Consider the following 21159-nt stretch of genomic DNA (forward strand, 5'->3'; position numbering starts at 1 on the left):
ATGTATCAGATAAGTGTCAGCGATCTAGTCATTGATATTGATAGAAAAGATATTAAAAACATCCACCTTGGGGTATACCCTCCCGATGGTCGAGTTCGGATTGCTGCACCTCTGAGAGTGAATGAGGAAGCTCTACGTTTATTTGCTATCTCAAAAATCTCTTGGATCAAAAAGCATCAGGCAAATTTCAAAGCGCAAGAACGGCAATCAAAAAGAGAATTTGTCTCTGGTGAAAGCCACTATTTCCAAGGCAAACGCTATTTACTAAATATTATATATCACCAAGGTAAGAGTAAGGTACAAGTAAGAAACAACACCTATATCGACCTTTACGTTAGGGAAGGAAGCGACGAAGCCCAAAGGCAACAAGTCATGATGAATTGGTATAGACAGCAGTTAAAACAAGCAATTCCTCCATTAATCGAAAAGTGGGCAGCAATTCTAGACGTTCAGGTAAACGATTGGGGAGTGAAGCAGATGAAAACCAAATGGGGCACCTGCAACATTGAAGCGAAACGCATCTGGTTGAACCTTGAATTAGCCAAGAAAGCTCCTAACTGCCTGGAATACGTCGTCGTCCATGAAATGACGCATCTTTTAGAACGGCATCATAACGAGCGATTCACAATGTTAATGAACCGATTCCTTCCTGATTGGCGTTTCTATAAAGATGAATTGAACCGCTCTCCACTGGGAAGTTATTGAGATTCAACTGGAACTATCGACTTCTTTTAGTTTTCCAGCAACCGCCAATGAATTACCTTCAGCTCAAACAACGACAAGGCTAATTAAATGCAAAAATGCGATCGCGCCTAACTCACCAGCTTACTAGCTAGCCCTTGATGAATCTGATCTAACCAGAGCGGAATCACAGGCTGACCAGTTTTTAACCATGCGATCGCACTCTCCCAATCAAACTCTACCAGTTGGAGCGATCGCTCTTTTGAATCCCAGCACAACATAAACCGCCCCAGCGAAACCGAATTTGTAAATTCCGGTTCCTTCTCCCTCAGCCGTTGTAGCGTCATCGCCGCCACGTCAAAAGTCAACCCCACAGACAGACAATACTCCATCGTCGCCAATGCCGCCAAATCAGACCGAGAGTAATAAACACTCCGCCCCGTACCCGTCCCGGTAATCGCAGGCACAACAATCTCCTTCTCTCGCCAATACTGCAACTGGCGAAGGGTGCAGCCTGTAATATCAGCCGCCTGCTTGCTGGTGAAAAACGTTTGTTGCATAAAACGATTTTACTCACAGCTTGTTATTACACCTTTGTGTTATTATTGGGGATATGTGTTTACTAATAACATGAGCCACATCACCATCCAGTGCCGTTTAGTCGCCAACGAGCCCACCCGCCGCCAACTCTGGGAATTGATGGCAGGCAAAAACACGCCCCTAATCAACGAACTACTGGCACTCGTAGCCAATCACCCCGACTTCGAGACATGGCGACAAAAAGGCAAACTTCCCAGCGGTACAGTCAACCAACTGTGCCAGCCTCTCAAAACCGACCCCCGTTTCATCAGTCAACCCGCACGGTTTTACACCAGTGCCCTTAAGGTTGTGGACTACATCTACAAATCTTGGCTTGCATTAATGAAGCGGTTGCAATACCAATTAGAAGGGAAAACCCGCTGGCTAGAAATGCTCAAAAGCGATGCCGAACTCGTAGAAAGTAGCGGTGTCACCTTAGAAACTCTCCGCAGCAAAGCTACTGAAATTGTGGCTAAATTAACCCCCCAGTCCGACTCGGTTGCATCTCAACCACCAAAAGCTAAAAGTAAAAAAACGAAAAAATCCAAAGCCTTAGATAGCAAGCCGAATGTATCTCACATCTTATTTGATGCTTATCGCAATACAGCAGATATTTTGAATCTATGCGCCATCAGCTACCTACTCAAAAATGGCTGCAAAATCAACGATAAAGAAGAAGACGAAAAGAAATTTAGCAAACGCCGCCGCAAAGTCGAAATTCAGATTAAACGCCTCACAGAAAAGCTAACTGCTGGAATTCCCAAAGGTCGAGATTTGACCACTACTAGATGGTTGGAGACATTAGCCGAAGCTACATCCTGCGTTCCCCAAAACGAAGCTCAAGCTAAATCTTGGCAAGATAATCTACTCAAACTATTTAGCCTCGTGCCATTTCCCGTCATTTATGAAACTAACGAAGACCTGACCTGGTTTAAAAACGTTTCAAGCCGTCTCTGTGTTAAATTTAGCGGCTTAGGCGAACATACCTTTCAAGTATATTGCGACCAACGCCACTTCCACTGGTTCCAACGATTTTTAGCAGACCAAGAAATTAAAAAAAACAGCAAAGATCAACATTCCAGCGCCTTGTTTACTCTCCGTAGTAGTAAACTTGCATGGCAAGAAGGAGAAGGGAAAGGAGAGCCGTGGAACCTTCACCATTTAACCCTCTACTGTTGCGTCGATACCCGCCTGTGGACTGCCGAAGGAACAAAACAGGTAAAAGAAGAAAAAGCTACCGAAATCGCTAAAATCCTCACCAAAGCCAAAGAAAAAGGCGACCTAAATCAACAGCAAGAATCCTTTATCCAACGCAAAAATTCCACCTTAACTAGAATCAACAATCCTTTCCCGCGTCCCAGCCAACCTTTATATCAGGGTCAAGGTAACATTTTAGTGGGCGTTAGTCTAGGTTTGGAGAAACCTGCCACTGTAGCCGTAGTAGATGCGATCGCACACAAAGTTATTACCTACTGTAGCATCCGCCAGCTACTCGGCGAGAATTACAAATTGCTTAACCGACAGCGCCAAGCAAAACGCTCCTCATCCCATGAACGTCAAAACGCCCAAAGACGAGACGCTTTCAATCAATTTGGAGAGTCTGAGTTAGGTGAATATATCGACAGATTACTGGCTAAAGAGATTGTGGCGATCGCGCAAAAATACCAAGCTGGTAGCATTGTTTTACCCAAGCTCGGCGATATGCGCGAAATAGTTCAAAGCGAAATTCAAGCTTTAGCCGAACAAAAATGTCCAGAATTTATAGAAGGACAGCAAAAATATGCCAAACAATATCGCGTCAGCGTTCATCAGTGGAGTTACGCCAGATTAATTGACTGCATTCAGACTCAGGCGAAAAAGCTTGGCATGGCGATCGAAGAGGGACAGCAGCCAGTTCGAGGTAGTCCCCAGGACAAGGCGAAGGAGTTGGCGATCGCAGCCTATGACTTACGTTCTAAAGCTTAATTGACAATGCCCGAACCTTGAAACTAGAATAGTAAATAGCGCCGCTGGTCATGCTTGCAAAAGCCTCTGAACAGTGATAAATGAGGGTTAGTTTGACTGTGGGAACATGGTCTTGCTTTCTGGCCCTGGTAGCTGCCCACCCCGATGCTGCTGTCCCTTGCGGACAGGAATTAGGTGCGCCCCCAGTAATAAGGGTGCGGGTTTACCGCAGTGGTGGCTACTCAATCACCTCCGACCAAGGAGGAACCCACCTTATTTTTTTTCGTGAACCCAAGCGGGAGCGAAATCCCCAGGAGGTTCACGAATCTTCTGAAATTGATAGCCAGACTAAGTTTGGGCTTTTTCTGGGATGGTCAACCCTCCAGTTACGACAGTTTCCAGAGTAAAATTTCCGAGGCTTAGGAAAGTGTTTCTGGAACTAGCGTGCAGGTAAGGGTTTAAGCTCAAGCGAGTTTCAACGACCATCCCGACTAGGGGTGGGTTGAAAGAATTTGTGTCGGATCATTGCCAGCAACATTTCTCGATTGGTTTCAACGACCATCCCGACTAGGGGTGGGTTGAAATATTGACCCGCTTGCCGTGCGCTTGGCACATCTGAGGCTTCAATGGCCATCCCGACTAGGGGTGGGTTGAAACTTCTATTATTGCGACTGAAGAGCTCGCAGCAAGCCATCGGGGTTTCAGCGATCGTTGTAGGTGGGTTGAAAGGAAGGTTCAAGTTCTTTTTTAGTCTCGTAAACAAGGTCGTCTATAAAAGTACCTTGTATTTGTCCAAGGGACAGTAATCTGTTATTAGTGACAAATAATTTGTTAAAGTGACAACAATCTGTTATCAGTGACAAATAATGTGTTACTGTACAGATCGTTAGTTTCGATAAATTCAGGTTCAGGATTTGGGATGGGAGTAGAAGGACTTGAACCTTCGACCTTGAGATTAAGAGTCACCTGCTCTAACCAACTGAGCTATACTCCCGCATCTAAGCTACTATAACACAACCGTTCTGAAAATTCAACTATTTTTGTAAAAATTTGTGGCGAGCGCCCTGACTCAACATTGAAATCGAGAAAATACCGCATACAATTTTTGTGTAATTCCTAGAAAATCAGTTTGTAGTAAGGACTGAAGCCCTTTTTTGGCCGTAGCAATTGCAACGAATAAAGTCCTGATTGCTAATCCTTCACTCGATAATGAAGCAACATGAAACCGTTGCTATAGATTTTGCGATCGGCAACTTCCAAATTTGTCCGCTCTATTTCACGAGAAAAGAGAGGGATTCCCGCGCCGATTACTACCGGATTTAACTTCACAATCATCTCCTCAATCTCCGAAAAAAGAGTTGCCGCTTAAGCGCCACCACCGCAGAGCCAGATGTCTTTACCCGTTTCTTTTTTTAATTCCTCAACCAATCCAACAGGAGTGTCCGAAACAAGTTGAATATTCTCATCCGGACTGGCTTCCATAGTGCGCGAAAAAACATACTGCTTCAAGCTGGGATAAGGATTAGTTACACCAACATTTAGCCCTACCTCATAGGTTTTCCGTCCCATCAAAACCGCATCAAACTGCTTGTTCTCTACCCGAATGCCTCGTGCTTCCTGAAAGTGAGCCGGAAAAGTTTCAGGAAAGGAATCGAACAAATCAGCGAAAGGCTCCCCTGACCTAGGAAAACAATCAAATGAGCCATCTTCGCCAGCAATAAATCCGTCAACCGTGCCAGCAACGTAATATTTTAGTTTTCTCATATTTAACCTTTCTTTTGATAAACTGAAAAGACTACAAATGGAGAGGACGGGACTCGAACCCGCATCGATCGACAGCAACTTTCAGGAAACGCGCTTCCTTACTGCCTGCAAGCAGATGAGAACTACCCCCATCTCGGACTGTTAATTCCTTTCAGTGCCTCCGCCACCCGCTGCCAGTTTGCGTTTTCAGGGAACGTCGCGAAGCAACTTTTTACCCTACTCAACAAACCAGATCGTCTTTTTGAGAGCCGCTTTTCCAAATTTTTTACGGTGCCATTCCATTTAGGCGACCTCCCCGCACTTTTTATCACTATATGATAGCAAACCTAGGGAAAAACTTTAACCATAATCCTCCATTATTTATATATAAAATCCTAAGCAATCCACCGGAGAGGTACTGCCCCTCCTATCGCCGCGTTATCAGCACGGTGTCTCGCTTTTCGACTTCCGGTGGGTTAAAAGGAAGATGAAGGAATCGAACCCTTACAGTTACCTGTACCCCAGTTTTCAAGACTGGTTGCCAACCATTTAGCGGCATCTTCCAAAGGGTGTCTGACGGGAATTGAACCCGCTATTACTGGTTCCACAAACCAGCGCCGCTACCGCTTTGGCTTCAGACACCGTAAATGGAATCAAGGAGGATCGAACTCCTGGCCTCTTGCGTGCAAAGCAAGCGCTCTACCAATTGAGCTATGACCCCGCGTAAAAAATTCACCTGTCGAGTAAATCTAAAATCTAAAATTGGTGTGGTGGATTGCGATCGGATTTGAACCGATATCTTTCTAACAGCCAGTTAGATGCTTTACCAATTAAGCTACGAACCCATTCAGCAGGAGTGGTAGGACTTGAACCCACAACATTCGAGGTAGAAGCTCGACACTCTATCCAGTTGAGTTACACTCCCATGTTTTTTGTTAAGGCGCGATTCCCTACGGGATAGCTGCGCTTCACGCACTTTCCGTGCAATTTATCAGAGCATTGCGTTTTCTCAGTTACTAGAGGGACTCCGCCGATGAGTTTTTACACACTCTTTAAAGGATGGCTACCTTTAAGCCAACCTGCCGGGTTCATCGCACTCCCCGTTCTCAAACGCCCGCTGATTTTGACAGCGTTACCTTTCCTCTCGTACTAAAGTATGTAGGCTCCAAAGATTGGGACACGCAAAGGGCGATCGCTCTTAATATAAAAAATTATCCATTCAATGGAATTAACCTCCTTAAATTAAAGCAAAAACAACGAGAGTGGCAGGACTTGAACCCACAACATCCGCGTCCGAAGCGCGGCGCTCTATCCATTGAGCTACACTCCCATAAATTGGTAGTCCTGACAGGAGATTACCCCGCGTCTGCTTGTAAGGCAAACGCTCTACCATCGAAGCTCAGGACTACAAAAGCGGATGATGGGACTCGAACCCATGCGCTGAGAATGGCATACTCAGATGCTAGCCGCTACATGACATCCGCAAACCGATTTAAAATTTGAGATTTTGGATTTAACTGAGATGTTGCACCAGTGTCAATAAGCTTTTTATGAACAGGCAAGATGCCTGTTCCACAAGAAAATCTACTCTTTGTGGAACAGGCATCTTGCCTGTTCTGGAGAATGGTGCAAAATGTGAGATTTAACGAACTTCTCGTTTAGCCAAGCGGATAACGAGGCTCGAACTCGTGCCTAGAGTTTGGAAGACTCGAATGCTACCGTTACACCATATCCGCAATTGTGGGGCTGGTGATAGGAATTGAACCTACAACCGACTGATTACAAATTAGTTGCTCTGCCTAATTGAGCTACACCAGCACGCCAAGCAGATGGCGAGATTTGAACTCGCAAGAAAGCTTTACAAGAGCCTCATCTTGCCAGTTAAATCACACCTGCCTTTTTCAAAGCAGACGGCGGGAATTGAACTCACATCAAGAACTTACCACGTTTTTGTGTTGTCAGTTACACCGCATCTGCATTTATTGATATTTCAGGAATTTAGTTTAGTTATACTTCATGTCTAATCTCACAACTGACCATCTATTTTCCGTGTAAAGGAAGAGTCTAGATCCTCGACCAAAAGCTTGGAAAGATTTAATTACTTGACGACTTTGATCGATAGGTATTAACTCTTCAAATTCCATCTTGTCTAAGTTTACAAGAAACAATGAATCTCGCTTAGCGTAGTTACCAGCAAATAGGGCACTATCGCCATAGTCACCATCGAATAAAGCATGATAACCAAGATTGACTGCAAAGGCATAAGAACCTTTAATAGGAACAGGAGGCCATTGTTTCTGAACCTTAAAGTCTGCTATATGGGCTAAAGGAAAGTCCGTATAATAGTAAACCCAAATATCATCTGGCGAGGCGACGTTCATTGCGTAGCAGTCGAATATGTGCAAACCACGATCGTAGTCATTTTTGAAAATTACCTTCCCGTTTTCGTCTAGACAAACAAGTCCCGCTCCTGCACCAATATGTTCATCTCTATGACATTCATCGAAGAAGCTAATCCAAATGCACCCGTTTTCACTTACTTGTACATCTTCAATTGCATCACCTGCATGAAATGAACTTAGCTGTTCGCCTGTAGATGAATAGATGTGGGCATTCCGGTCTGAGTAGCTATTGGCACGAGAACGAACCAGAAGCCACCTATCTGTTCCTAAACGTTGAACAAAATGGTAGTTTTCGTATGTTGGTGTCAGTATAATTGTTTGGCAAACTCCTTGTGCCAAATAGTGAAGTCGGTAGCGATTAAGATGATTGGATCTATTTTTGGCCCAGGAAGAACCTTTTTGTTGACGTTGGTATCGATAATCGGGTCGTTCTTCTAGTGATAGGATGATAGGCATTCCTGAAGAATCGACGCTGACAGCGATTAAGTATTCTCCTAAAGCAGGAACATCCATTGGAAGACAAGGTGGAAAAGGAGAAAACAGTGACTTTGAATGTAACAAAGCCGATGTCTGGAGGTTCAAGGTAGATCCGTCCAGGGTGACTAAATGTTCGACTTGTAGTTCTCTGACCATACATTTACTCCCAAGCAGGTGGCGAGATTTGAACTCGCATCAGAAGGTTACGACGATCCTATGCTAGCCATTACATCACACCTGCTTTCTTGGTGGCGGGAGCAGGAGTTGAACCTGCTATGAAGAGGCTTATGAGACCTCCAAGCCTACCGTGGCTACTTCACCCGCGAAGTCACCAAATACCCCTGACTGGCCTCGAACCAGTAACCTTCTCGTTCTAAGCGAGGCACCTCTTCCAATTGGGCTACAGGGGCAAAATCGATCGCATTTTTGGGTTTTGATACCCAATACCCCTAGTTGGATTTGCACCAACATAACTCTTGCACTCAACAAGAGATGTCTACTAATTGCATCACAGGGGTAAATCGGGATGGTTGGATTTGAACCAACGACTCCATGCTCCCAAAGCATGGCTTCTGGCCGCTGAATTACATCCCGTTGATGCTCCTGGCTGGATTTGAACCCGCATCATCCGATTTTTAAGATCGGCGCCTCTTTCCAGTTGGGCTACAGGAGCATTATGATTACTGCTTTTTTTTTAAGCAGAACTGGGAAGGCAGGGATCGAACCTGCATTTTTCCGCTTTCAAAGAGCGGTGCCATACTGATTAGGCGACTTCCCAATTATTGGGTGCCGGGGTAGGCTTTGAACCTACAGAAACTCCTATTTCAGAGATAGGCGACTTTACCAATTTGTCTACCCGGCAATTAAAAAAATGGCTGCCCCAGTAGGACTCGAACCTACAACCTAGCGGTTAACAACCGCTTGCTCTACCATTGAGCTATAAGGCAACGCAATCCCCCAAGTCAGTATCGAACTGACGACCTCTTGTTCTTCACACAAGCACTCTACCAACTGAGCTATCGGGGGAAAACGGAGAAGGAGGGATTTGAACCCTCGACGGCTGTTAAACCGCTCTTTCTTAGCAGGAAAGCGCCTTAAGCCACTCGGCCACCTCTCCACAGCGAGCGAGAACGGAGGGATTTGAACCCTCAATCTTCAGTTTTATTAACTGAGATGTTATCCGGCTACACCACGTTCTCAAAATTGCAACTGCGGGTTAAATACAGTTACAAATGGGTCGGGCTGGAATTGAACCAGCAACGCTTTAAGCTACTGTTTTACAGACAGCTACCCACGCCAATAGGAGGGCCGACCCAAGATAGAAATTTTGGTAGGTCGTCGAGGAATTGAACCTCGATCCATCCGCTTAAAAGGCGGCTGCAAAACCATTCTGCCAACGACCCACGAGAAGTGCTGACGGGAGTTGAACCCGCAATCACTTGGGTGAAAACCAAGCGGCTTAAACCATTTGCCTACAGCACTATAAATTGGCACAGGAACTGAGATTTGAACTCAGAATGCTGGTTTTGGAGACCAGAGTGTTGCCAGTTACACCATCCCTGCTTGTGGTCGCAGCGGCGGGATTTGTAGCTTGCTTCCGCGAAGCGGTACCCGCATTGACCAAGGTATGAACTTGGCGCTTTACGATTAAGCTACGCTGCAATGTCACTTTCGCTTCGTTCCTTTTGAAAGTTAAAAATTTCAATTAAAAGACTGTTAGTTTAATCTTTTAATTTCTAATTTTTAATTTCTGATTGGGAACAGAGGTTAGGGCGGGATTTGAACCCGCGAAAATCGGTTTTGCAGACCGACGCCTTCAACCACTCGACCACCTAACCTGGGAGTCCCGACGAGGTTTGCACTCGCAATCTTCTCGCCAGAGGGGGAGACGGCTTGACTTTTGCCTACGGGACTTTGACGGGAGTAACGAGACTTGAACTCGCAACCTTTCGCTCGACAGGCGACTGCTCTGACCGGTTGAGCTATACCCCCGCGAAAATGAACAATATTCTGTCCTTGAATTACTCAAGTTGGGACGGGGTGGCGGTTGATTCCGCGTACTACAACCCGATCGGGCTTTTGTTGCCGGAGTCTACACCGCCAATGTCCACAATTATGTGACATGATTAACTTCATATTCAGTTTTCAAGGTTCATATTGCTCGTGGGGTAAGGCTTTGAAGCTCTTTCCCCTTCGCCATACATTTATACTACATTATGTATTACAAGACTGTCAAGGGGGTAATACAACTTTTTTTTTAAAGTTGCTGCGAAGCGGGAAAACTGAGGCGCTGCTTTTTGCTAAACCCCTTATAAATCAAAGGTTTGGCTGCTGAACTGGTAGTGTTGCGTTAGTTTAATCCGATGCTGAAGTTGTACTACACTCGAATTTCTCTAAATTCTCGCCGTCGCGCGAGGTGGCACTTCTGGAAAAGCAGATTGCGTTTGAGCCGATCGCACTTAACCTCGACGGCGACCACTTTGCACCGGATTTTCTGGTAATTAATCTGTTCCACCGCATACCAGTTTTAGTGAAGGAAGACTTGACTGTGGTGGAGTCGCTGGCAATTCTTGATGATCGGGAGGCGAAATACCGCACGCCTGCACTGTCCATCCCCGCTGAGACATATCTATAGAAGACTTCGATCGCAACGGCAAGAATTAACACTGACGAAAATGCCGTAGCTTGCGGGGCGGGACGCCATCGCCCAAACTCGCACAAAAGATTAATCGCCCTGCGATAATCAGCTTTTAGATATCCAATACTACAAATCAAACCTTGTCTGAATTGCCCTTAATTCCCGTGCCCGCATTGCCAGAAGCCGATCGCCCAAACCTCCCTCACTGGCTACACTCCTTAGATACCTGTCCGAGTACCAACAGTTGGGCGATCGCCCGCGCGGGCCAACTCCACCACGGAGATGCAGTATTTACCAAGCGACAAACCAGCGGGCGCGGCCAACACGGGCGCACCTGGCACGCCCCAACCGGTGTCTTGACTGTTAGTTATGTACTCGACAACCTCAACCCCAATCTGTTGCCCGGGCTCAGTTTAGCAGCGGGTTTAGCCGTGATTTACGCGATCGAAGATTTGGTTCCCGACTGTCGCGATATGCTGCGCCTGAAATGGCCAAACGATGTCTGGATCGATCGCCACAAATTAGCCGGAATTCTCTGCGAAGCCACCAACGGCAATGTTTCTGGCAAAACTCGCGCCGTTGTCGGAATTGGACTCAACCGCTGCGTAGATTTCGCGGCTGCGGGATTGGATGAAAGGGATCTCGGCAATGCGGTAAGCTTGCATTCTCTTGCTAGTACAGTACCAGATGAACTGTGTTTGGTCGATCGACTGCGGCACTATTTACTCGAACTAGCCGATATGTTTTCCACCACAGACAAGCCAGCCTCCAAGTCCGGTTTAGCGCTACTTTTGCCGGAATTGCGCCGCCGCGATGCGTTGATTGGCTGCCCGGTGGCGATCGAACTTGCGTCGGAAACCATCTGCGGAGAAGCAGCGGGCATGGATGGATGCGGCCGCTTGCTAATATGCTTGGCGGGCGATCGAATACAAGCCTTTACCTCTGGGCGAGTTCGATTAATTTAAGAGGAAGAAGGAAGTTCGGCAACGGATTCTGTAACGGATGTAACGGATGTAACGGATGTCAGGAAGTTCGGCAACGGATTCTGTAACGGATGTAACGGATGTAACGGATGTAACGGATGTCAGTCCGATGGAAGAAGGAAGAAGAAAGAAGGGAAATGCAGTCAGAGCAATATTTTTAGCCTTCAAAAATGTCCTAACCTTCTTGCCAGTTACTATAAATTAAGAGAAAGAAGTCATTAGTCATGAGTCATTAGGGAAAATTCCCAATTCCCTATGCCCAATTCCCGATGCCCGATTCCCTATCCCCAATTCCCGATTCCCTATTCCCTATTCCCTATTCCGAATTTTAATTTATCACCTCAAATACTACCAATCTGCTCAGCCACAGCGGTTGACTGGCCTCCACCCCTTCGGGACGACCCTTAGTAGAAGCAACTTGTATTCTGTTGCCATTTATCCCTTGCCTAACCAAAATATTTTTCACATTTGTCGCCCTTTCCAGTGCCAACTTTTGATTTTCTACCGGAGTGCTTTTAAAATCGCTGTAGCCAACTATCCTTAAATTCTTCGTGCGATTTTTATCCATATATTCCTTGACTTTGCTAAGCTTTTGTGCTACATCTTTCGCCTGCAAACTTGCCGAGCCTGCACCGAAATACACGCGAACAGGCATTATTATCTTTGGCGGCGGTGGAGTTCCTATTATCACTGTATTTGTTACTGACTTCACCCCCGGAATTTTCTCAAAAGCTTGAGTTATTTTCTGAGCATCTGGCACTTTGCTTACGCTGCCTGCAACGGCGACTTTTCCCTCTGCATAGCGAGCTGAGATATTAATGCTTTCTACTTTATTCAAAAGAGCTGCCGTCCGCTTGACATCGGCTTCGACTAAAACCGGATCAGGAGGTACTTCAACGGCTATAATTTTATTTGCAATTCTTGATTGTGGAGCCACTTGCTGAGCGATTTTTTCCGCTTTCAGTCGCAGATTTTGATTCGGCACTCGTCCCGAAATCTCCAATAATTTATCTTTAACATCTGCCGCGATACGATAAACCGATAACTCGGGAGCAGATTGTAAGGCTAAATTCGTATCTGCTTCTAAGCTCGCTTCAACTCCGCTGCGGTATTGATGAATTCCCCAAGGGATGCCAATTAAACCTAACGCTGCTAAACCGATAATTGGTAAAATGGGAAGTTTAGGAGATTTGACTTTTACCTCTGTATCGATTAATTTTTGCAAGTTCGAGTTTACTTCTGGTGGCACAGTGGCTGGATCGCCGTTAAATGACTGGATTTGCTCTCCGTATTCTTGAACAATATTGTTGAATATCGCTCGCATTTTGTACTTAAACCACTGGCGGGTTTCTCCTTGCATCACTACCGCTAGATAACACGAGCCCGCAACTTCCAGTACGATCGTAGATGTGCCGTATTCTATTGCATCAATCTCTGCACTATTTCCCGATTGAGATATGAAATCGTTGACACAAGCCCGAATAGCAGTCAGCATCCCCGCTACCATTTCTGATTCTAGCTGTTCGCGTTCAGAAGGCTGCACTGCTGAAATTACTAAGCCGGATTTTGCTTGAATTAAAAAAACAGCTTTAACACTCAGCGGTGTTGTTTCTTTCATCAGCAATTCTGCTTCAGAAACGCCCTGTAATTTGGCTTTAATTTTGCGACTAATTCTCTCTGGACTTAAAGATGCTTCGAGTTTTTCATTAATCTCCCGCATCCTCTCGGCGATGTATTTTAAAATCGTGCTGCCGATGATCGGGTAAAGTGCATCCGACATTGCTTCTCGCTTGAGATGAATTTGCTGTTTGATAGCGGTGGCCATTTCCGGCGCGATCGCCATTGCAATTTCATCGGGCGATTCACTGATTCTGTGGCTGATTCCTACAGAAAGAGCTGGGGATATGGCTACTCCCATCGATTGCCTGTTTTCTCGGGTTTTGGTATTAATTACGTCATCAATTATGGGAGCTATGGTTTCGGCAAATGATGTTCTCGACTCATTAATTGTTTGGATCATCATTTCGGGAAACATGATTTTAATTCGGGCGAGTAATTCTTCCCGATTGCCTCCCCATTCAGCATCAGTAATTTTGCGATCGAGTTCCCCTACTTTATCGTTGAGTCTGTAATTATAACTTACAACTTCATCTAACAATGGTAAAATAGATTCGATGACCGACTTTTCTAGTTGGGCGTGATGGCTAACCATCAGCTCGTCAATCAAAGGTTTCAGTAAATCGGTAAACAAGTCTGTCGATTCATAAATCCGGTGTTCGATCGCCACAATTTTTTGTTCGATCTTCCCGAGTCTTTGATCAATCCTTTTATTCTGAATGATGGCATCGACAGCAGGGGCGATCGCAGATTCTATCTCTAGCTTTGCTTCCCCGATGTTTCGAGACAGCATTTCTGCAATCACTGGCATTATTCTTGCCATCAACCCTTCTATCTCGGCTAAAACTTGCTGCTGAACTTCGACAATCTTACTTTCATTATTTAATATTTGTGCTGCAATACCGCTGTTTTGAATAGCTGTGTTGACACCAGGTGCGATCGCCTCTCTCACCTCTAACTTTGTTTCCTCGATTTTTCTGTTCAGCGACTCAATCATTAACGGCATTAACCTTGCCATTATATCTTCCGGCTGAGATTTTTGCTGTCGCTGAAGATTATTTAGTCTACTTTCTACGTCGCTCAATTTTCCTTGAACTTCTCTTTGAAGAATTGCTGATTCTATCAAAGGTTCAATCGTCGCTGCTACTTGTAATTTTGATTCATCGATTTTCTGATTCAGCAAATCAGTTATTGCGGGCATTAGCATCGCCATTATCTCTTCAGGCTTCTGAGTTGGCGACTGTTGCGTAGCCAGCCGACGCTCGATGATGCTCAATACTTTTTCTTCTATTTCTACCCAAGCTATTCTTACCTGTACTGAGGGGGTAACAGCTTCTACAATCTCTGATTTTACTTCACTAATTTTGCGGGTTAGCAATTCGCTAACTACTGGTACTAGCTGCTTGATTAAATCTTCCGGTTGCTGCTGGTAACGCTGCTGAATATTCGCAACTCTCTCTTCAATTCTTACTACGTGTTCTTCAAGTCCGTTGTGATTGTGAATTACTTGATTGACTTTTGGTGCGATCGCCGAAGCTACCTCTAACTTAGACTCCTCTACCTTACGCTTGAGCAGCTCGCCCACCACCAACATCACCCGTTGCATTAACTGTTCTGCATTCGGCAGTTGCTGCGGGTTGAAGTTAGCAATTTTATTTTCCAAATCCGCTATTTTTGTCTGCACTTCGAGCCGATTAATTTGATCACTGCTAGCGAGTTCGATCGCCTTTTTTAATTCCGACTTCAACCGCTCTAATTCATCTCTCACTAACTCAGGAATTAACGGTTTCAGTAAACTCATCAACTCTTGGGGTTCAGACATCAACTTCTCAAAATTTTCTAACCTTTGTTCCACGCTCAAAACATTACTGTAAAATTCCGGTAAGTCTCTTTCAAATAGCAATTGTTGCAACCGCTTAAACTCCTCTACTACTTGTTCTAATTCTTCCTCCGACGGCGGATTTTTTTTTGCTATCTTCCCGGCTATCGATAAATCGGGTTCCTCATTATTGTTTTCTCGTCTTTGAGATGGGATCTCTTCCTCGTTAGTTAATACTTCGGGTACAATACTCGGTGATTCGATCCGAAAAGACAATTGTTTGCGCCGATTTTCCTCATTCTCCAACCGCTGCACAGACTTTTCAGAAAGCGGTAACTTCAGCTCGCTTGGTTCTTTTTTTGATTTCTTTAATAACTGGAATTCAGTCAGTATGGTTAGCAATTCCTGAAGTTGCTCTCCAGCTTTAGAACTTGCCAGATTTGCCTCCGAAACCTCTTTTTCTGACTGATATATTTTGCCTGAATTATCATTAAATGCTGCCATACTGAGCTACCAAAAGTTGATTTTTATCGACCGAAGGAAATTACCAGCTTGCTTGCCGCCTCACCCCAGCGAAAATCAATAGGAATGACACAATTTTTTCAAGCGTCAGGCGTACTAAAGCTATCGCCTTATTTTAACTGCTGTTCTGCGACTAGCCAACTGAGCCGCTAACTGCAATGCTGCCTTCATGCTGGAGGCATCTGCAATCCCTTTACCTACAATATCAAAAGCTGTGCCGTGATCCGGAGAGGTGCGGACAAAAGGCAAGCCAATTGTAGTGTTGACTGCTTTATCGAAAGCCATCAATTTTACTGGAATCAACCCCTGGTCGTGGTACATTGCCAAGTAACCGTCGTGAGCTTCCTTGGCTAAACCGTACCAAACTTTAGCCGGTTTTACCCACAGGGTATCAGGGGGGACTGGCCCGTCTAACTGCACTTGAGGAAAGCGATCGCGCTGCGTTTCCAACCAAGGTATCATCCAGTCTTGCTCTTCATTTCCCAGTTTGCCATTTTCGCCGCTGTGAGGATTTAAGCCAGAAATCGCTATTTTCGGTCTTTCCAGCCCAAAATCTTCCCGCAAACAGTCTATCAGTAATTCTAGTTTTTCACTCAGTAATTCGGGACTCAAAGCATCGGGTACTTGACGGAGCGAAATATGTGTGGTAGCGAGTAAAGTTACCAGAGTCCAGCCACTGTGGGGAGATGTGGCGGCAAACAGCATTCCGAACCGCTGCGATTTCGCCCTTTCTGCGAGGAGTTCTGTTTGTCCGGGATAATTGTAACCCGCCGCCTGCCAGCAAGTTTTGGAAATCGGGCCGGTCACTATGGCGGAGAATTCGCCGGCGATGGTACGGGCGATCGCACTTTCCATGTAAGCAAAGCTAGCCGCCCCGCTAGCTGCACTCCCGACACCGGGGACAATTTCGCCCCACTTGCTGTCTGGTTCAATATCAATAATATTTAATGTTTCGGGATTTGCCGCTTCTGCTGCTGGATTGCTCGATCGCAACTTATCGTAAGTTTGCTGCAAGACTCTCCTAGAACCTATAACAGTTACCCTCAAACCAGCAGCGGAATCTGCCAAGGCCTTGAGAATCACTTCCGGGCCTATTCCCGCCGGATCTCCCAGAGTTACAGCTAGTTTTGATTCCCGATCGAGACTCAAGGCAGTTCTCTCCAACAAAATACAGCAATTTCGGCACTGAAATTTTAGCATTCATGTACCTGGTTGCCCCAAATTATATTATCTTTATTTAATGCGATCGCCCAATTGGACATATAAAATCATGAATCCTGAAATTTTCACTGCAGCCTTTTTGTCCTTTTCCCTAATTTTCGTGGGTATAGGTGGAGGCTTCCTCCTGCTCAAATTGCAAGGCGGCAAAGAATAAGTTTTTTTCGACAAATCCTTCACAAGCCTTCTACCTTCTGCCTTCTAGAGTCTACTTTCTGCCGGAAGCAAGCCTTCTGCCGAATATCTCAAGCCTAAAATGAGAAAAATTCAGGTTTTTGTTAAGTTTTTTATAAAAACTTAACAAAAACCTGATACCATCTTATTGAAAGTTTAAGATTCATAAATTAATCCCTAGATGACTTTATTGATTTTAGGTGCCACCGGCACTCTCGGTCGCCAAATAGCCCGTCGCGCCCTAGACGAGGGCTACCAGGTGCGCTGTTTAGTCAGAAGTTACAGAAAAGCTGCCTTTTTGAAAGAATGGGGCGCTGAACTCGTACCGGGGAACCTTTGCCAGCCAGACAGTCTGCCTCCGGCCCTAGAAGGCGTCAGTGCTATTATCGATGCAGCAACAGCCAGTGCAGCGGATTCTGTCAGCATCAAAAGAGTAGACTGGGACGGAAAAGTATCGCTGATCCAAGCAGCAGCAGCAGCAGGCATCAAGCGTTACATATTCTTTTCCTTTCTCGACGCCGAGAAATATCCCCAAGTCCCGTTGTTGGAAATCAAGCGCTGTACCGAACTGTTCTTAGCAGAATCCGGTCTAGACTACACAATCTTGAGACCTTGCGGCTTTTTGCAAGGACTGCTGAGCCTGTATGCAATGCCGATTTTGGACAATCAGGCAGTCTGGCTGCCCAACAAGCCATCCGCCCTTGCCTACATGAACACTCAGGACGTTGCTAAATTTGCCGTCCGGGCCCTTTCCGTTCCCGAAACCGAGAAAAAAAGCTTTCCGGTGGTGGGAAATCGTGCTTGGGATGGTGAAGAAATCGTGCGGTTGTGCGAACGGCTGTCAGGGAAGCAAGCCAAAATTACGCGCACCCCAGACGCCTTGTTGAAGGCTACTCGTCAATTTGCTAAGTTCTTTCAGTGGAGTTGGAACGTAGCTGACAGATTGGCTTTTTCAGAAGTTTTGGCAGCCGGAAAACCCTTGAAAGCTCCGATGGATGAGGTTTACAGTGTCTTCGGACTTGACCCCAAAGAAACTACTACTTTGGAGTCTTATCTCGAAGAATACTTTAATCTGATTATGAAGAAGCTCAAGGAAATAGAGTACGAGCAGCTTAAGACTAAAAAACGGAGTAAACAAAAAATGCCCTTTACATTTTAAAGTGCCGAAAGCTGGGATTATATACAACGACGTTAAACCTGTGGCTTGTCGCATCGCCGCAGAGTTGGAAGACAAGCTGACTGCCCGCGGCTGGGAGGTTTGCTCGGTTTCTGGTTCCGGAGGAATTCTGGGCTATTCTAGCCCCGATCGCCCCCTGTGCCACAATCCGATCGAACAACTCGTCCCCCCCGGTTTTGACAGCGACATGGAGTTTGCAGTGGTTTTGGGCGGCGACGGTACGGTGCTGTCGGCATTTCGCCAAGTCGCTCCGATTGGAGTGCCGCTGCTGACTGTCAATACCGGTCACATGGGCTTTTTAACAGAAACTTACCTTAACTTGCTGCCGCAAGCTTTGGAAAAGGTGATCGCCGGAGAATACGACATCGAAGAAAGGTCAATGCTGGCCGTGCGACTGTTTCGAGAAAACGACTGCCTCTGGGAAGCCCTTTGTCTCAATGAAATGGTGCTGCACCGGGAACCGCTGACTTGTATGTGTCATTTTGAAGTGGCGATCGGTCAGCACGCCTCTATTGACATTGCTGCGGATGGAGTTATCATCGCGACTCCTACAGGATCGACAGCTTACGCCCTGTCTGCCGGCGGCCCTGTCATCATTCCCGGAGTGCCGGTGCTGCAATTGCTGCCTATTTGCCCGCATTCAATGGCTTCGCGGGCTTTGGTGTTTTCCAACACTGAGCCGGTCAAGATTTTGCCAGCGAGTCCGAACCGCCTGGTAATGGTGGTAGACGGTAACGGCGGATGTTATGTTCTGCCCGAAGATTGGGTGCAAGTCGAGCGAGCTCCGTACCAAGCCCGGTTTATTCGGGTGCAATCTTTTGAGTTTTTCCACATTTTGCGGGAAAAATTGGGCTGGGGCTTGCCTCACATTGCTAAACCGAGTTCGGTTGAGTTGCCTTGATAGTTGTTGTTGACACTCCCCGACCTAAATGTACGGGGATTGTTGGCTCAACCAGTTGGCTTGCTCGTAGATGTCATATCAAGTCCTAGCTGTAGGAGACCACAATTCCCGTTCCCGTTTTTCACCGATTGAAGGGATTTTGATTTTTTTATCTGTTGATAAATCGTAGAATAAAGCAGCAATTAGTGTTGGTAATGTAGGGCGACATTTATCCACCGGAATCCTTAATTCTCGATCGAGCTTCCGAATCATCTCCAAAGTCAGGCAGCGTTTACGAGATAACGTTCCCAATCAGTGGCGGTAGGCAGACTCGAACTCAGAACCAGCGACTTTCAAACGTCCGCTGCAAGGGGGTTGTTAGACCGTTTATGGATGATTTTTGTCTAACAACCAAGATAATTAAACTCTGCTATTACAAATCTCGACGGAAAAACAATGCAATAAATACTTCTTTACTCCATATTCCACCCCAACCGAAAACCCAGCTTGCAGGTAAATGCCCTCTTGGAGCTTCCTTAGTAAACGTAAGTTCTGATCTTGTCTTCCAAGCAAGCGGTCCGAACCATAATCCTTCTCGATGCCATCCTAATAATTTTCCACAAATCATCCAGAGGGCATTTTCATTGATACCAGAATCCCTGTCCCATAACGACCATTTTTCATGAAGTCTTTGCTTCTGTATACTAAATCCAAAATGGTCAGAGCTATATTTTCTCCAAAAGTAGTCAATTCTCTGTAAGTCTTTTGAAGATAGGTTTTGAACAGTTTCTACCTCAAGATAATTTTTTGAACAGTTACTTAGCCTCAGCATAAGATCTGCTGTTAGCTGATCAGCCTCTTTCCATCGTTCTAACTTCAAAAGCTCTTCTAATTCTTGATAAAAAATATCGCTCGTAGCCTTTTGTGCTTTTGGTTCTAATCTTAGTTCTTCTATAAGGTCAAGTATCAGTTCTCTCCAACGAGTATCTTGAGAATGAAAATTACTATGTTTGCTTTCGATATCATGACACCAATCAAAGATAACTTGTGTTGGAATCGCCTGACCTCCCAGTGCTCTTAGTATATTTTGTGCAGGTGCTATATTCCGCTCGCTTTTGATTAACCCACATACTTTCCATGTACGTAAATTTAGGAGTGGTGCGCCACTCAAACCAGGTTGGATATTCTCATCTCTAATAGTGATTAGGCGACCCCTATCAGTAGGCCCAACGCAAAGAGGATTAACTGAGAAACCTCCTTCGTATTTGGGAGGATAGCCATAGCTATAGAGTGAATCATTCGGCTGTGACTCTTTGTCTAAGTAGACACAGGGATGCTCAACATGAGCGGTTCTTAAAATTGCGAGGTCTGGATTTTCTCCTTCACTTCGGATAACATCTTCAATATCAATCGCTACCTCTTTCCAAATCACCTCTATCTCATCGTCTTTGGCACTTTTTACCACATGATTGCAGGTAAGAATGTGACCTGGAGCCACAAAGAAGCCGGTGCCTATATTTTGGGGAGTCTTTATTCGGACAGTGCAATCACGAAATAAGTTCAAAATTGATTGATTAACCATGTCGGGATCTCTCCATCTACTACTCTTTGGTCCACTCCATCGTTATCTTGAGATTTGCTTTGGCAGTTCCTTTAACTATTAAGGCAGTTAATTGCCCAGATTCATATCCAAACTCAACTCCAAATTCAATCGTTGATTTACTAGGATTGAACTTTTTGAGGCTCTCAACTACTGACCCAGCAATCCCCTCAATTGCATCAGTTACTTCCTTAAGAGATTGAATTTTTGCTCCCACATCTGATTCTATTTCTTCGCCAGGAATTCCAGCATGGATGCTGGGGCTAATCCGAGTGGCTTCAACTCTAATTAGCACTCCGTTCTCTAGTTGAACGGGGATATTCTCAATTCGAGATTCTGTAGAATTCTCCATGTCTCTGAACTATCACTTAAGTATTAATTGAGCAAAACTGTAGGAAATTTGCCTAAATGCCTAAGCAGAATGGATGGCATAGGTGTTCAATAAGTGCTGTGAAGCGGTCTAACTTATAATTGTATCGCAGTTGCGGTACAATACTGGATATAATCGAATAATAACGCAGCTTGATGATGTATGTCAACCCGTTCTTACTCCCCATCGGAATCTCCTTTCCGCGATCGAGTTCGCCGCACGATTCGACTCAATCACTTAAGCCGTCGCACTGAAAAAAGCTATCTTTATTATATTTTAGATTAGAGAGCATTTAGAATCGATCGCACACCCTCGGCGATCGCCCGAACCAAAAC

The 21159-nt window shown here is 45.4% G+C and carries 20 protein-coding genes and 29 tRNA genes; 11 read left to right on the plus strand and 38 right to left on the minus strand.

Annotated elements, in window-relative coordinates; translation table 11 throughout:
* Nucleotides 1–705 (plus strand): M48 family metallopeptidase, encoded by a 705-nt coding sequence (locus D0A37_RS10820; protein ID WP_242724029.1) that lies wholly within the window; start codon nt 1–3, stop codon nt 703–705.
* Between the two features lie 107 nt (nt 706–812).
* On the opposite strand, the gene D0A37_RS10825 is transcribed toward D0A37_RS10820, so the two are convergent.
* Nucleotides 813–1241, minus strand: a complete 429-nt coding sequence (locus D0A37_RS10825; protein ID WP_242724031.1) for a MerR family transcriptional regulator — start codon at nt 1239–1241, stop codon at nt 813–815.
* Between the two features lie 55 nt (nt 1242–1296).
* Here D0A37_RS10825 and cas12k point away from each other — a divergent pair, with 55 nt between their 5' ends.
* Nucleotides 1297–3225 (plus strand): type V CRISPR-associated protein Cas12k, encoded by a 1929-nt coding sequence (cas12k, locus tag D0A37_RS10830; protein ID WP_242724032.1) that lies wholly within the window; start codon nt 1297–1299, stop codon nt 3223–3225.
* Between the two features lie 92 nt (nt 3226–3317).
* Complete coding sequence (locus tag D0A37_RS10835) at nt 3318–3611, plus strand: hypothetical protein (protein WP_242724034.1); 294 nt, start codon at nt 3318–3320, stop codon at nt 3609–3611.
* 513 nt (nt 3612–4124) lie between these two features.
* Here D0A37_RS10835 and D0A37_RS10840 read toward each other — a convergent pair.
* The 32 genes from D0A37_RS10840 to D0A37_RS10995 form a co-directional block, all read right to left on the minus strand.
* A tRNA-Lys gene (locus D0A37_RS10840) sits at nt 4125–4198 on the minus strand.
* A gap of 197 nt (nt 4199–4395) precedes the next feature.
* Entirely contained in the window at nt 4396–4539 is a 144-nt protein-coding gene (locus tag D0A37_RS10845; RefSeq protein WP_242724036.1) for a dihydrofolate reductase family protein, read from the minus strand.
* A gap of 30 nt (nt 4540–4569) precedes the next feature.
* Complete coding sequence (locus tag D0A37_RS10850) at nt 4570–4968, minus strand: dihydrofolate reductase family protein (RefSeq protein ID WP_242724038.1); 399 nt, start codon at nt 4966–4968, stop codon at nt 4570–4572.
* Nucleotides 4969–5428: 460 nt separating this feature from the next.
* Nucleotides 5429–5511, minus strand: a tRNA-Ser gene (locus D0A37_RS10855).
* Between the two features lie 4 nt (nt 5512–5515).
* Nucleotides 5516–5589, minus strand: a tRNA-His gene (locus tag D0A37_RS10860).
* A 6-nt stretch (nt 5590–5595) separates the two neighbouring features.
* A tRNA-Ala gene (locus D0A37_RS10865) sits at nt 5596–5668 on the minus strand.
* 47 nt (nt 5669–5715) lie between these two features.
* Nucleotides 5716–5792 (minus strand) — tRNA-Ala (locus tag D0A37_RS10870).
* Nucleotides 5793–5798: 6 nt separating this feature from the next.
* Nucleotides 5799–5872: transfer RNA gene (locus tag D0A37_RS10875), tRNA-Arg, on the minus strand.
* Between the two features lie 332 nt (nt 5873–6204).
* A tRNA-Arg gene (locus tag D0A37_RS10880) sits at nt 6205–6277 on the minus strand.
* Nucleotides 6278–6283: 6 nt separating this feature from the next.
* Nucleotides 6284–6354, minus strand: a tRNA-Val gene (locus D0A37_RS10885).
* A gap of 5 nt (nt 6355–6359) precedes the next feature.
* Nucleotides 6360–6431: transfer RNA gene (locus D0A37_RS10890), tRNA-Gly, on the minus strand.
* Nucleotides 6432–6612: 181 nt separating this feature from the next.
* Nucleotides 6613–6683: transfer RNA gene (locus tag D0A37_RS10895), tRNA-Gly, on the minus strand.
* A gap of 5 nt (nt 6684–6688) precedes the next feature.
* Nucleotides 6689–6765, minus strand: a tRNA-Thr gene (locus tag D0A37_RS10900).
* Between the two features lie 6 nt (nt 6766–6771).
* Nucleotides 6772–6843: transfer RNA gene (locus D0A37_RS10905), tRNA-Thr, on the minus strand.
* Between the two features lie 107 nt (nt 6844–6950).
* Nucleotides 6951–7862 carry a YxiH-YxzG fusion protein gene (locus D0A37_RS10910; RefSeq protein ID WP_242724040.1) on the minus strand — a complete coding sequence of 304 codons (912 nt, stop codon included), beginning with the start codon at nt 7860–7862 and terminating at the stop codon, nt 6951–6953.
* A gap of 133 nt (nt 7863–7995) precedes the next feature.
* A tRNA-OTHER gene (locus tag D0A37_RS10915) sits at nt 7996–8067 on the minus strand.
* A gap of 95 nt (nt 8068–8162) precedes the next feature.
* Nucleotides 8163–8236, minus strand: a tRNA-Leu gene (locus D0A37_RS10920).
* A gap of 111 nt (nt 8237–8347) precedes the next feature.
* Nucleotides 8348–8420, minus strand: a tRNA-Pro gene (locus D0A37_RS10925).
* A 4-nt stretch (nt 8421–8424) separates the two neighbouring features.
* Nucleotides 8425–8499, minus strand: a tRNA-Leu gene (locus tag D0A37_RS10930).
* A gap of 31 nt (nt 8500–8530) precedes the next feature.
* A tRNA-Gln gene (locus D0A37_RS10935) sits at nt 8531–8604 on the minus strand.
* Nucleotides 8605–8609: 5 nt separating this feature from the next.
* A tRNA-Gln gene (locus tag D0A37_RS10940) sits at nt 8610–8688 on the minus strand.
* Between the two features lie 10 nt (nt 8689–8698).
* Nucleotides 8699–8773 (minus strand) — tRNA-Asn (locus D0A37_RS10945).
* 6 nt (nt 8774–8779) lie between these two features.
* A tRNA-Phe gene (locus tag D0A37_RS10950) sits at nt 8780–8852 on the minus strand.
* A 4-nt stretch (nt 8853–8856) separates the two neighbouring features.
* Nucleotides 8857–8943 (minus strand) — tRNA-Ser (locus tag D0A37_RS10955).
* Nucleotides 8944–8951: 8 nt separating this feature from the next.
* Nucleotides 8952–9025 (minus strand) — tRNA-Tyr (locus D0A37_RS10960).
* 34 nt (nt 9026–9059) lie between these two features.
* Nucleotides 9060–9141, minus strand: a tRNA-Tyr gene (locus tag D0A37_RS10965).
* Between the two features lie 13 nt (nt 9142–9154).
* Nucleotides 9155–9229, minus strand: a tRNA-Lys gene (locus D0A37_RS10970).
* Nucleotides 9230–9234: 5 nt separating this feature from the next.
* Nucleotides 9235–9308, minus strand: a tRNA-Glu gene (locus D0A37_RS10975).
* 6 nt (nt 9309–9314) lie between these two features.
* Nucleotides 9315–9389: transfer RNA gene (locus tag D0A37_RS10980), tRNA-Trp, on the minus strand.
* Nucleotides 9390–9392: 3 nt separating this feature from the next.
* Nucleotides 9393–9488 (minus strand) — tRNA-Ile (locus D0A37_RS10985).
* A 102-nt stretch (nt 9489–9590) separates the two neighbouring features.
* Nucleotides 9591–9664 (minus strand) — tRNA-Cys (locus D0A37_RS10990).
* A gap of 80 nt (nt 9665–9744) precedes the next feature.
* Nucleotides 9745–9818, minus strand: a tRNA-Asp gene (locus D0A37_RS10995).
* A 6-nt stretch (nt 9819–9824) separates the two neighbouring features.
* Here D0A37_RS10995 and D0A37_RS28970 point away from each other — a divergent pair.
* From D0A37_RS28970 to D0A37_RS11010, 4 genes are all read left to right on the plus strand, one after another.
* Entirely contained in the window at nt 9825–9947 is a 123-nt protein-coding gene (locus D0A37_RS28970) for a hypothetical protein (protein WP_278187183.1), read from the plus strand.
* 295 nt (nt 9948–10242) lie between these two features.
* Nucleotides 10243–10461, plus strand: coding sequence for a glutathione S-transferase family protein (locus D0A37_RS11000; RefSeq protein WP_445242517.1), 219 nt, complete (start codon nt 10243–10245; stop codon nt 10459–10461).
* A gap of 143 nt (nt 10462–10604) precedes the next feature.
* Entirely contained in the window at nt 10605–11429 is an 825-nt protein-coding gene (locus D0A37_RS11005) for a biotin--[acetyl-CoA-carboxylase] ligase (RefSeq protein WP_242724042.1), read from the plus strand.
* Nucleotides 11430–11484: 55 nt separating this feature from the next.
* Nucleotides 11485–11652: a hypothetical protein gene (locus D0A37_RS11010; protein WP_242724044.1), complete on the plus strand. Its 168-nt coding sequence runs from the start codon at nt 11485–11487 to the stop codon at nt 11650–11652.
* A 123-nt stretch (nt 11653–11775) separates the two neighbouring features.
* Here the strand turns inward: D0A37_RS11010 and D0A37_RS11015 are convergent, their stop codons facing one another.
* Together D0A37_RS11015 and pdxA are read right to left on the minus strand one after the other, a co-directional pair.
* On the minus strand, nt 11776–15387 hold the full coding sequence (locus tag D0A37_RS11015) for an OmpA family protein (protein WP_242724046.1): 3612 nt from the start codon (nt 15385–15387) through the stop codon (nt 11776–11778).
* Nucleotides 15388–15507: 120 nt separating this feature from the next.
* Nucleotides 15508–16605, minus strand: a complete 1098-nt coding sequence (pdxA, locus tag D0A37_RS11020; protein ID WP_242724048.1) for a 4-hydroxythreonine-4-phosphate dehydrogenase PdxA — start codon at nt 16603–16605, stop codon at nt 15508–15510.
* Between the two features lie 70 nt (nt 16606–16675).
* On the opposite strand from pdxA, the gene petM reads away from it, so the two are divergent.
* The 3 genes from petM (at nt 16676) to D0A37_RS11035 (ending at nt 18875) form a co-directional block, all read left to right on the plus strand.
* A complete protein-coding gene (petM, locus tag D0A37_RS11025; protein ID WP_242724049.1) occupies nt 16676–16780 on the plus strand; it encodes a cytochrome b6-f complex subunit PetM in 105 nt (34 codons plus the stop codon).
* A gap of 198 nt (nt 16781–16978) precedes the next feature.
* Nucleotides 16979–17956 (plus strand): NmrA family NAD(P)-binding protein, encoded by a 978-nt coding sequence (locus D0A37_RS11030; protein ID WP_242724051.1) that lies wholly within the window; start codon nt 16979–16981, stop codon nt 17954–17956.
* Nucleotide 17957: 1 nt separating this feature from the next.
* A complete protein-coding gene (locus D0A37_RS11035; RefSeq protein ID WP_242724056.1) occupies nt 17958–18875 on the plus strand; it encodes an NAD(+) kinase in 918 nt (305 codons plus the stop codon).
* Nucleotides 18876–18953: 78 nt separating this feature from the next.
* Here the strand turns inward: D0A37_RS11035 and D0A37_RS11040 are convergent, their stop codons facing one another.
* The 3 genes from D0A37_RS11040 to D0A37_RS11050 all read right to left on the minus strand — a co-directional run bounded on the left by D0A37_RS11040 (nt 18954) and on the right by D0A37_RS11050 (nt 20806).
* Nucleotides 18954–19166 (minus strand): hypothetical protein, encoded by a 213-nt coding sequence (locus D0A37_RS11040; protein WP_242724058.1) that lies wholly within the window; start codon nt 19164–19166, stop codon nt 18954–18956.
* A 121-nt stretch (nt 19167–19287) separates the two neighbouring features.
* Nucleotides 19288–20436, minus strand: a complete 1149-nt coding sequence (locus D0A37_RS11045) for a GUN4 domain-containing protein (protein WP_242724060.1) — start codon at nt 20434–20436, stop codon at nt 19288–19290.
* 19 nt (nt 20437–20455) lie between these two features.
* Nucleotides 20456–20806: a CU044_2847 family protein gene (locus tag D0A37_RS11050; RefSeq protein ID WP_242724062.1), complete on the minus strand. Its 351-nt coding sequence runs from the start codon at nt 20804–20806 to the stop codon at nt 20456–20458.
* 180 nt (nt 20807–20986) lie between these two features.
* Between D0A37_RS11050 and D0A37_RS28975 the strand changes: the two genes are divergently transcribed.
* The gene (locus D0A37_RS28975) at nt 20987–21109 is read left to right on the plus strand and encodes a hypothetical protein (protein ID WP_278187185.1); all 123 of its coding nucleotides are present in this window, start codon (nt 20987–20989) and stop codon (nt 21107–21109) included.
* Nucleotides 21110–21159: the final 50 nt, after the last annotated feature.

The sequence above is a fragment of the Microcoleus vaginatus HSN003 genome, from assembly GCF_022701255.1.
Classification (GTDB): domain Bacteria; phylum Cyanobacteriota; class Cyanobacteriia; order Cyanobacteriales; family Microcoleaceae; genus Microcoleus; species Microcoleus vaginatus_B.

What these genes read in the sequence shown, in the direction of transcription:
- D0A37_RS10850 (WP_242724038.1), bottom strand. Translation starts at nt 4,968, where the DNA reads ATGAGAAAACTAAAATATTACGTTGCTGGCACGGTTGACGGATTTATT.
- D0A37_RS10820 (WP_242724029.1), top strand. Translation starts at nt 1, where the DNA reads ATGTATCAGATAAGTGTCAGCGATCTAGTCATTGATATTGATAGAAAA.
- petM (WP_242724049.1), top strand. Translation starts at nt 16,676, where the DNA reads ATGAATCCTGAAATTTTCACTGCAGCCTTTTTGTCCTTTTCCCTAATT.
- D0A37_RS10825 (WP_242724031.1), bottom strand. Translation starts at nt 1,241, where the DNA reads ATGCAACAAACGTTTTTCACCAGCAAGCAGGCGGCTGATATTACAGGC.
- D0A37_RS28970 (WP_278187183.1), top strand. Translation starts at nt 9,825, where the DNA reads ATGAACAATATTCTGTCCTTGAATTACTCAAGTTGGGACGGGGTGGCG.
- D0A37_RS11050 (WP_242724062.1), bottom strand. Translation starts at nt 20,806, where the DNA reads ATGGAGAATTCTACAGAATCTCGAATTGAGAATATCCCCGTTCAACTA.
- D0A37_RS11010 (WP_242724044.1), top strand. Translation starts at nt 11,485, where the DNA reads ATGTCAGGAAGTTCGGCAACGGATTCTGTAACGGATGTAACGGATGTA.
- pdxA (WP_242724048.1), bottom strand. Translation starts at nt 16,605, where the DNA reads ATGCTAAAATTTCAGTGCCGAAATTGCTGTATTTTGTTGGAGAGAACT.
- D0A37_RS28975 (WP_278187185.1), top strand. Translation starts at nt 20,987, where the DNA reads ATGTCAACCCGTTCTTACTCCCCATCGGAATCTCCTTTCCGCGATCGA.
- D0A37_RS10910 (WP_242724040.1), bottom strand. Translation starts at nt 7,862, where the DNA reads ATGGATGTTCCTGCTTTAGGAGAATACTTAATCGCTGTCAGCGTCGAT.
- D0A37_RS10845 (WP_242724036.1), bottom strand. Translation starts at nt 4,539, where the DNA reads ATGATTGTGAAGTTAAATCCGGTAGTAATCGGCGCGGGAATCCCTCTC.
- D0A37_RS11015 (WP_242724046.1), bottom strand. Translation starts at nt 15,387, where the DNA reads ATGGCAGCATTTAATGATAATTCAGGCAAAATATATCAGTCAGAAAAA.
- D0A37_RS11045 (WP_242724060.1), bottom strand. Translation starts at nt 20,436, where the DNA reads ATGGTTAATCAATCAATTTTGAACTTATTTCGTGATTGCACTGTCCGA.
- D0A37_RS11030 (WP_242724051.1), top strand. Translation starts at nt 16,979, where the DNA reads ATGACTTTATTGATTTTAGGTGCCACCGGCACTCTCGGTCGCCAAATA.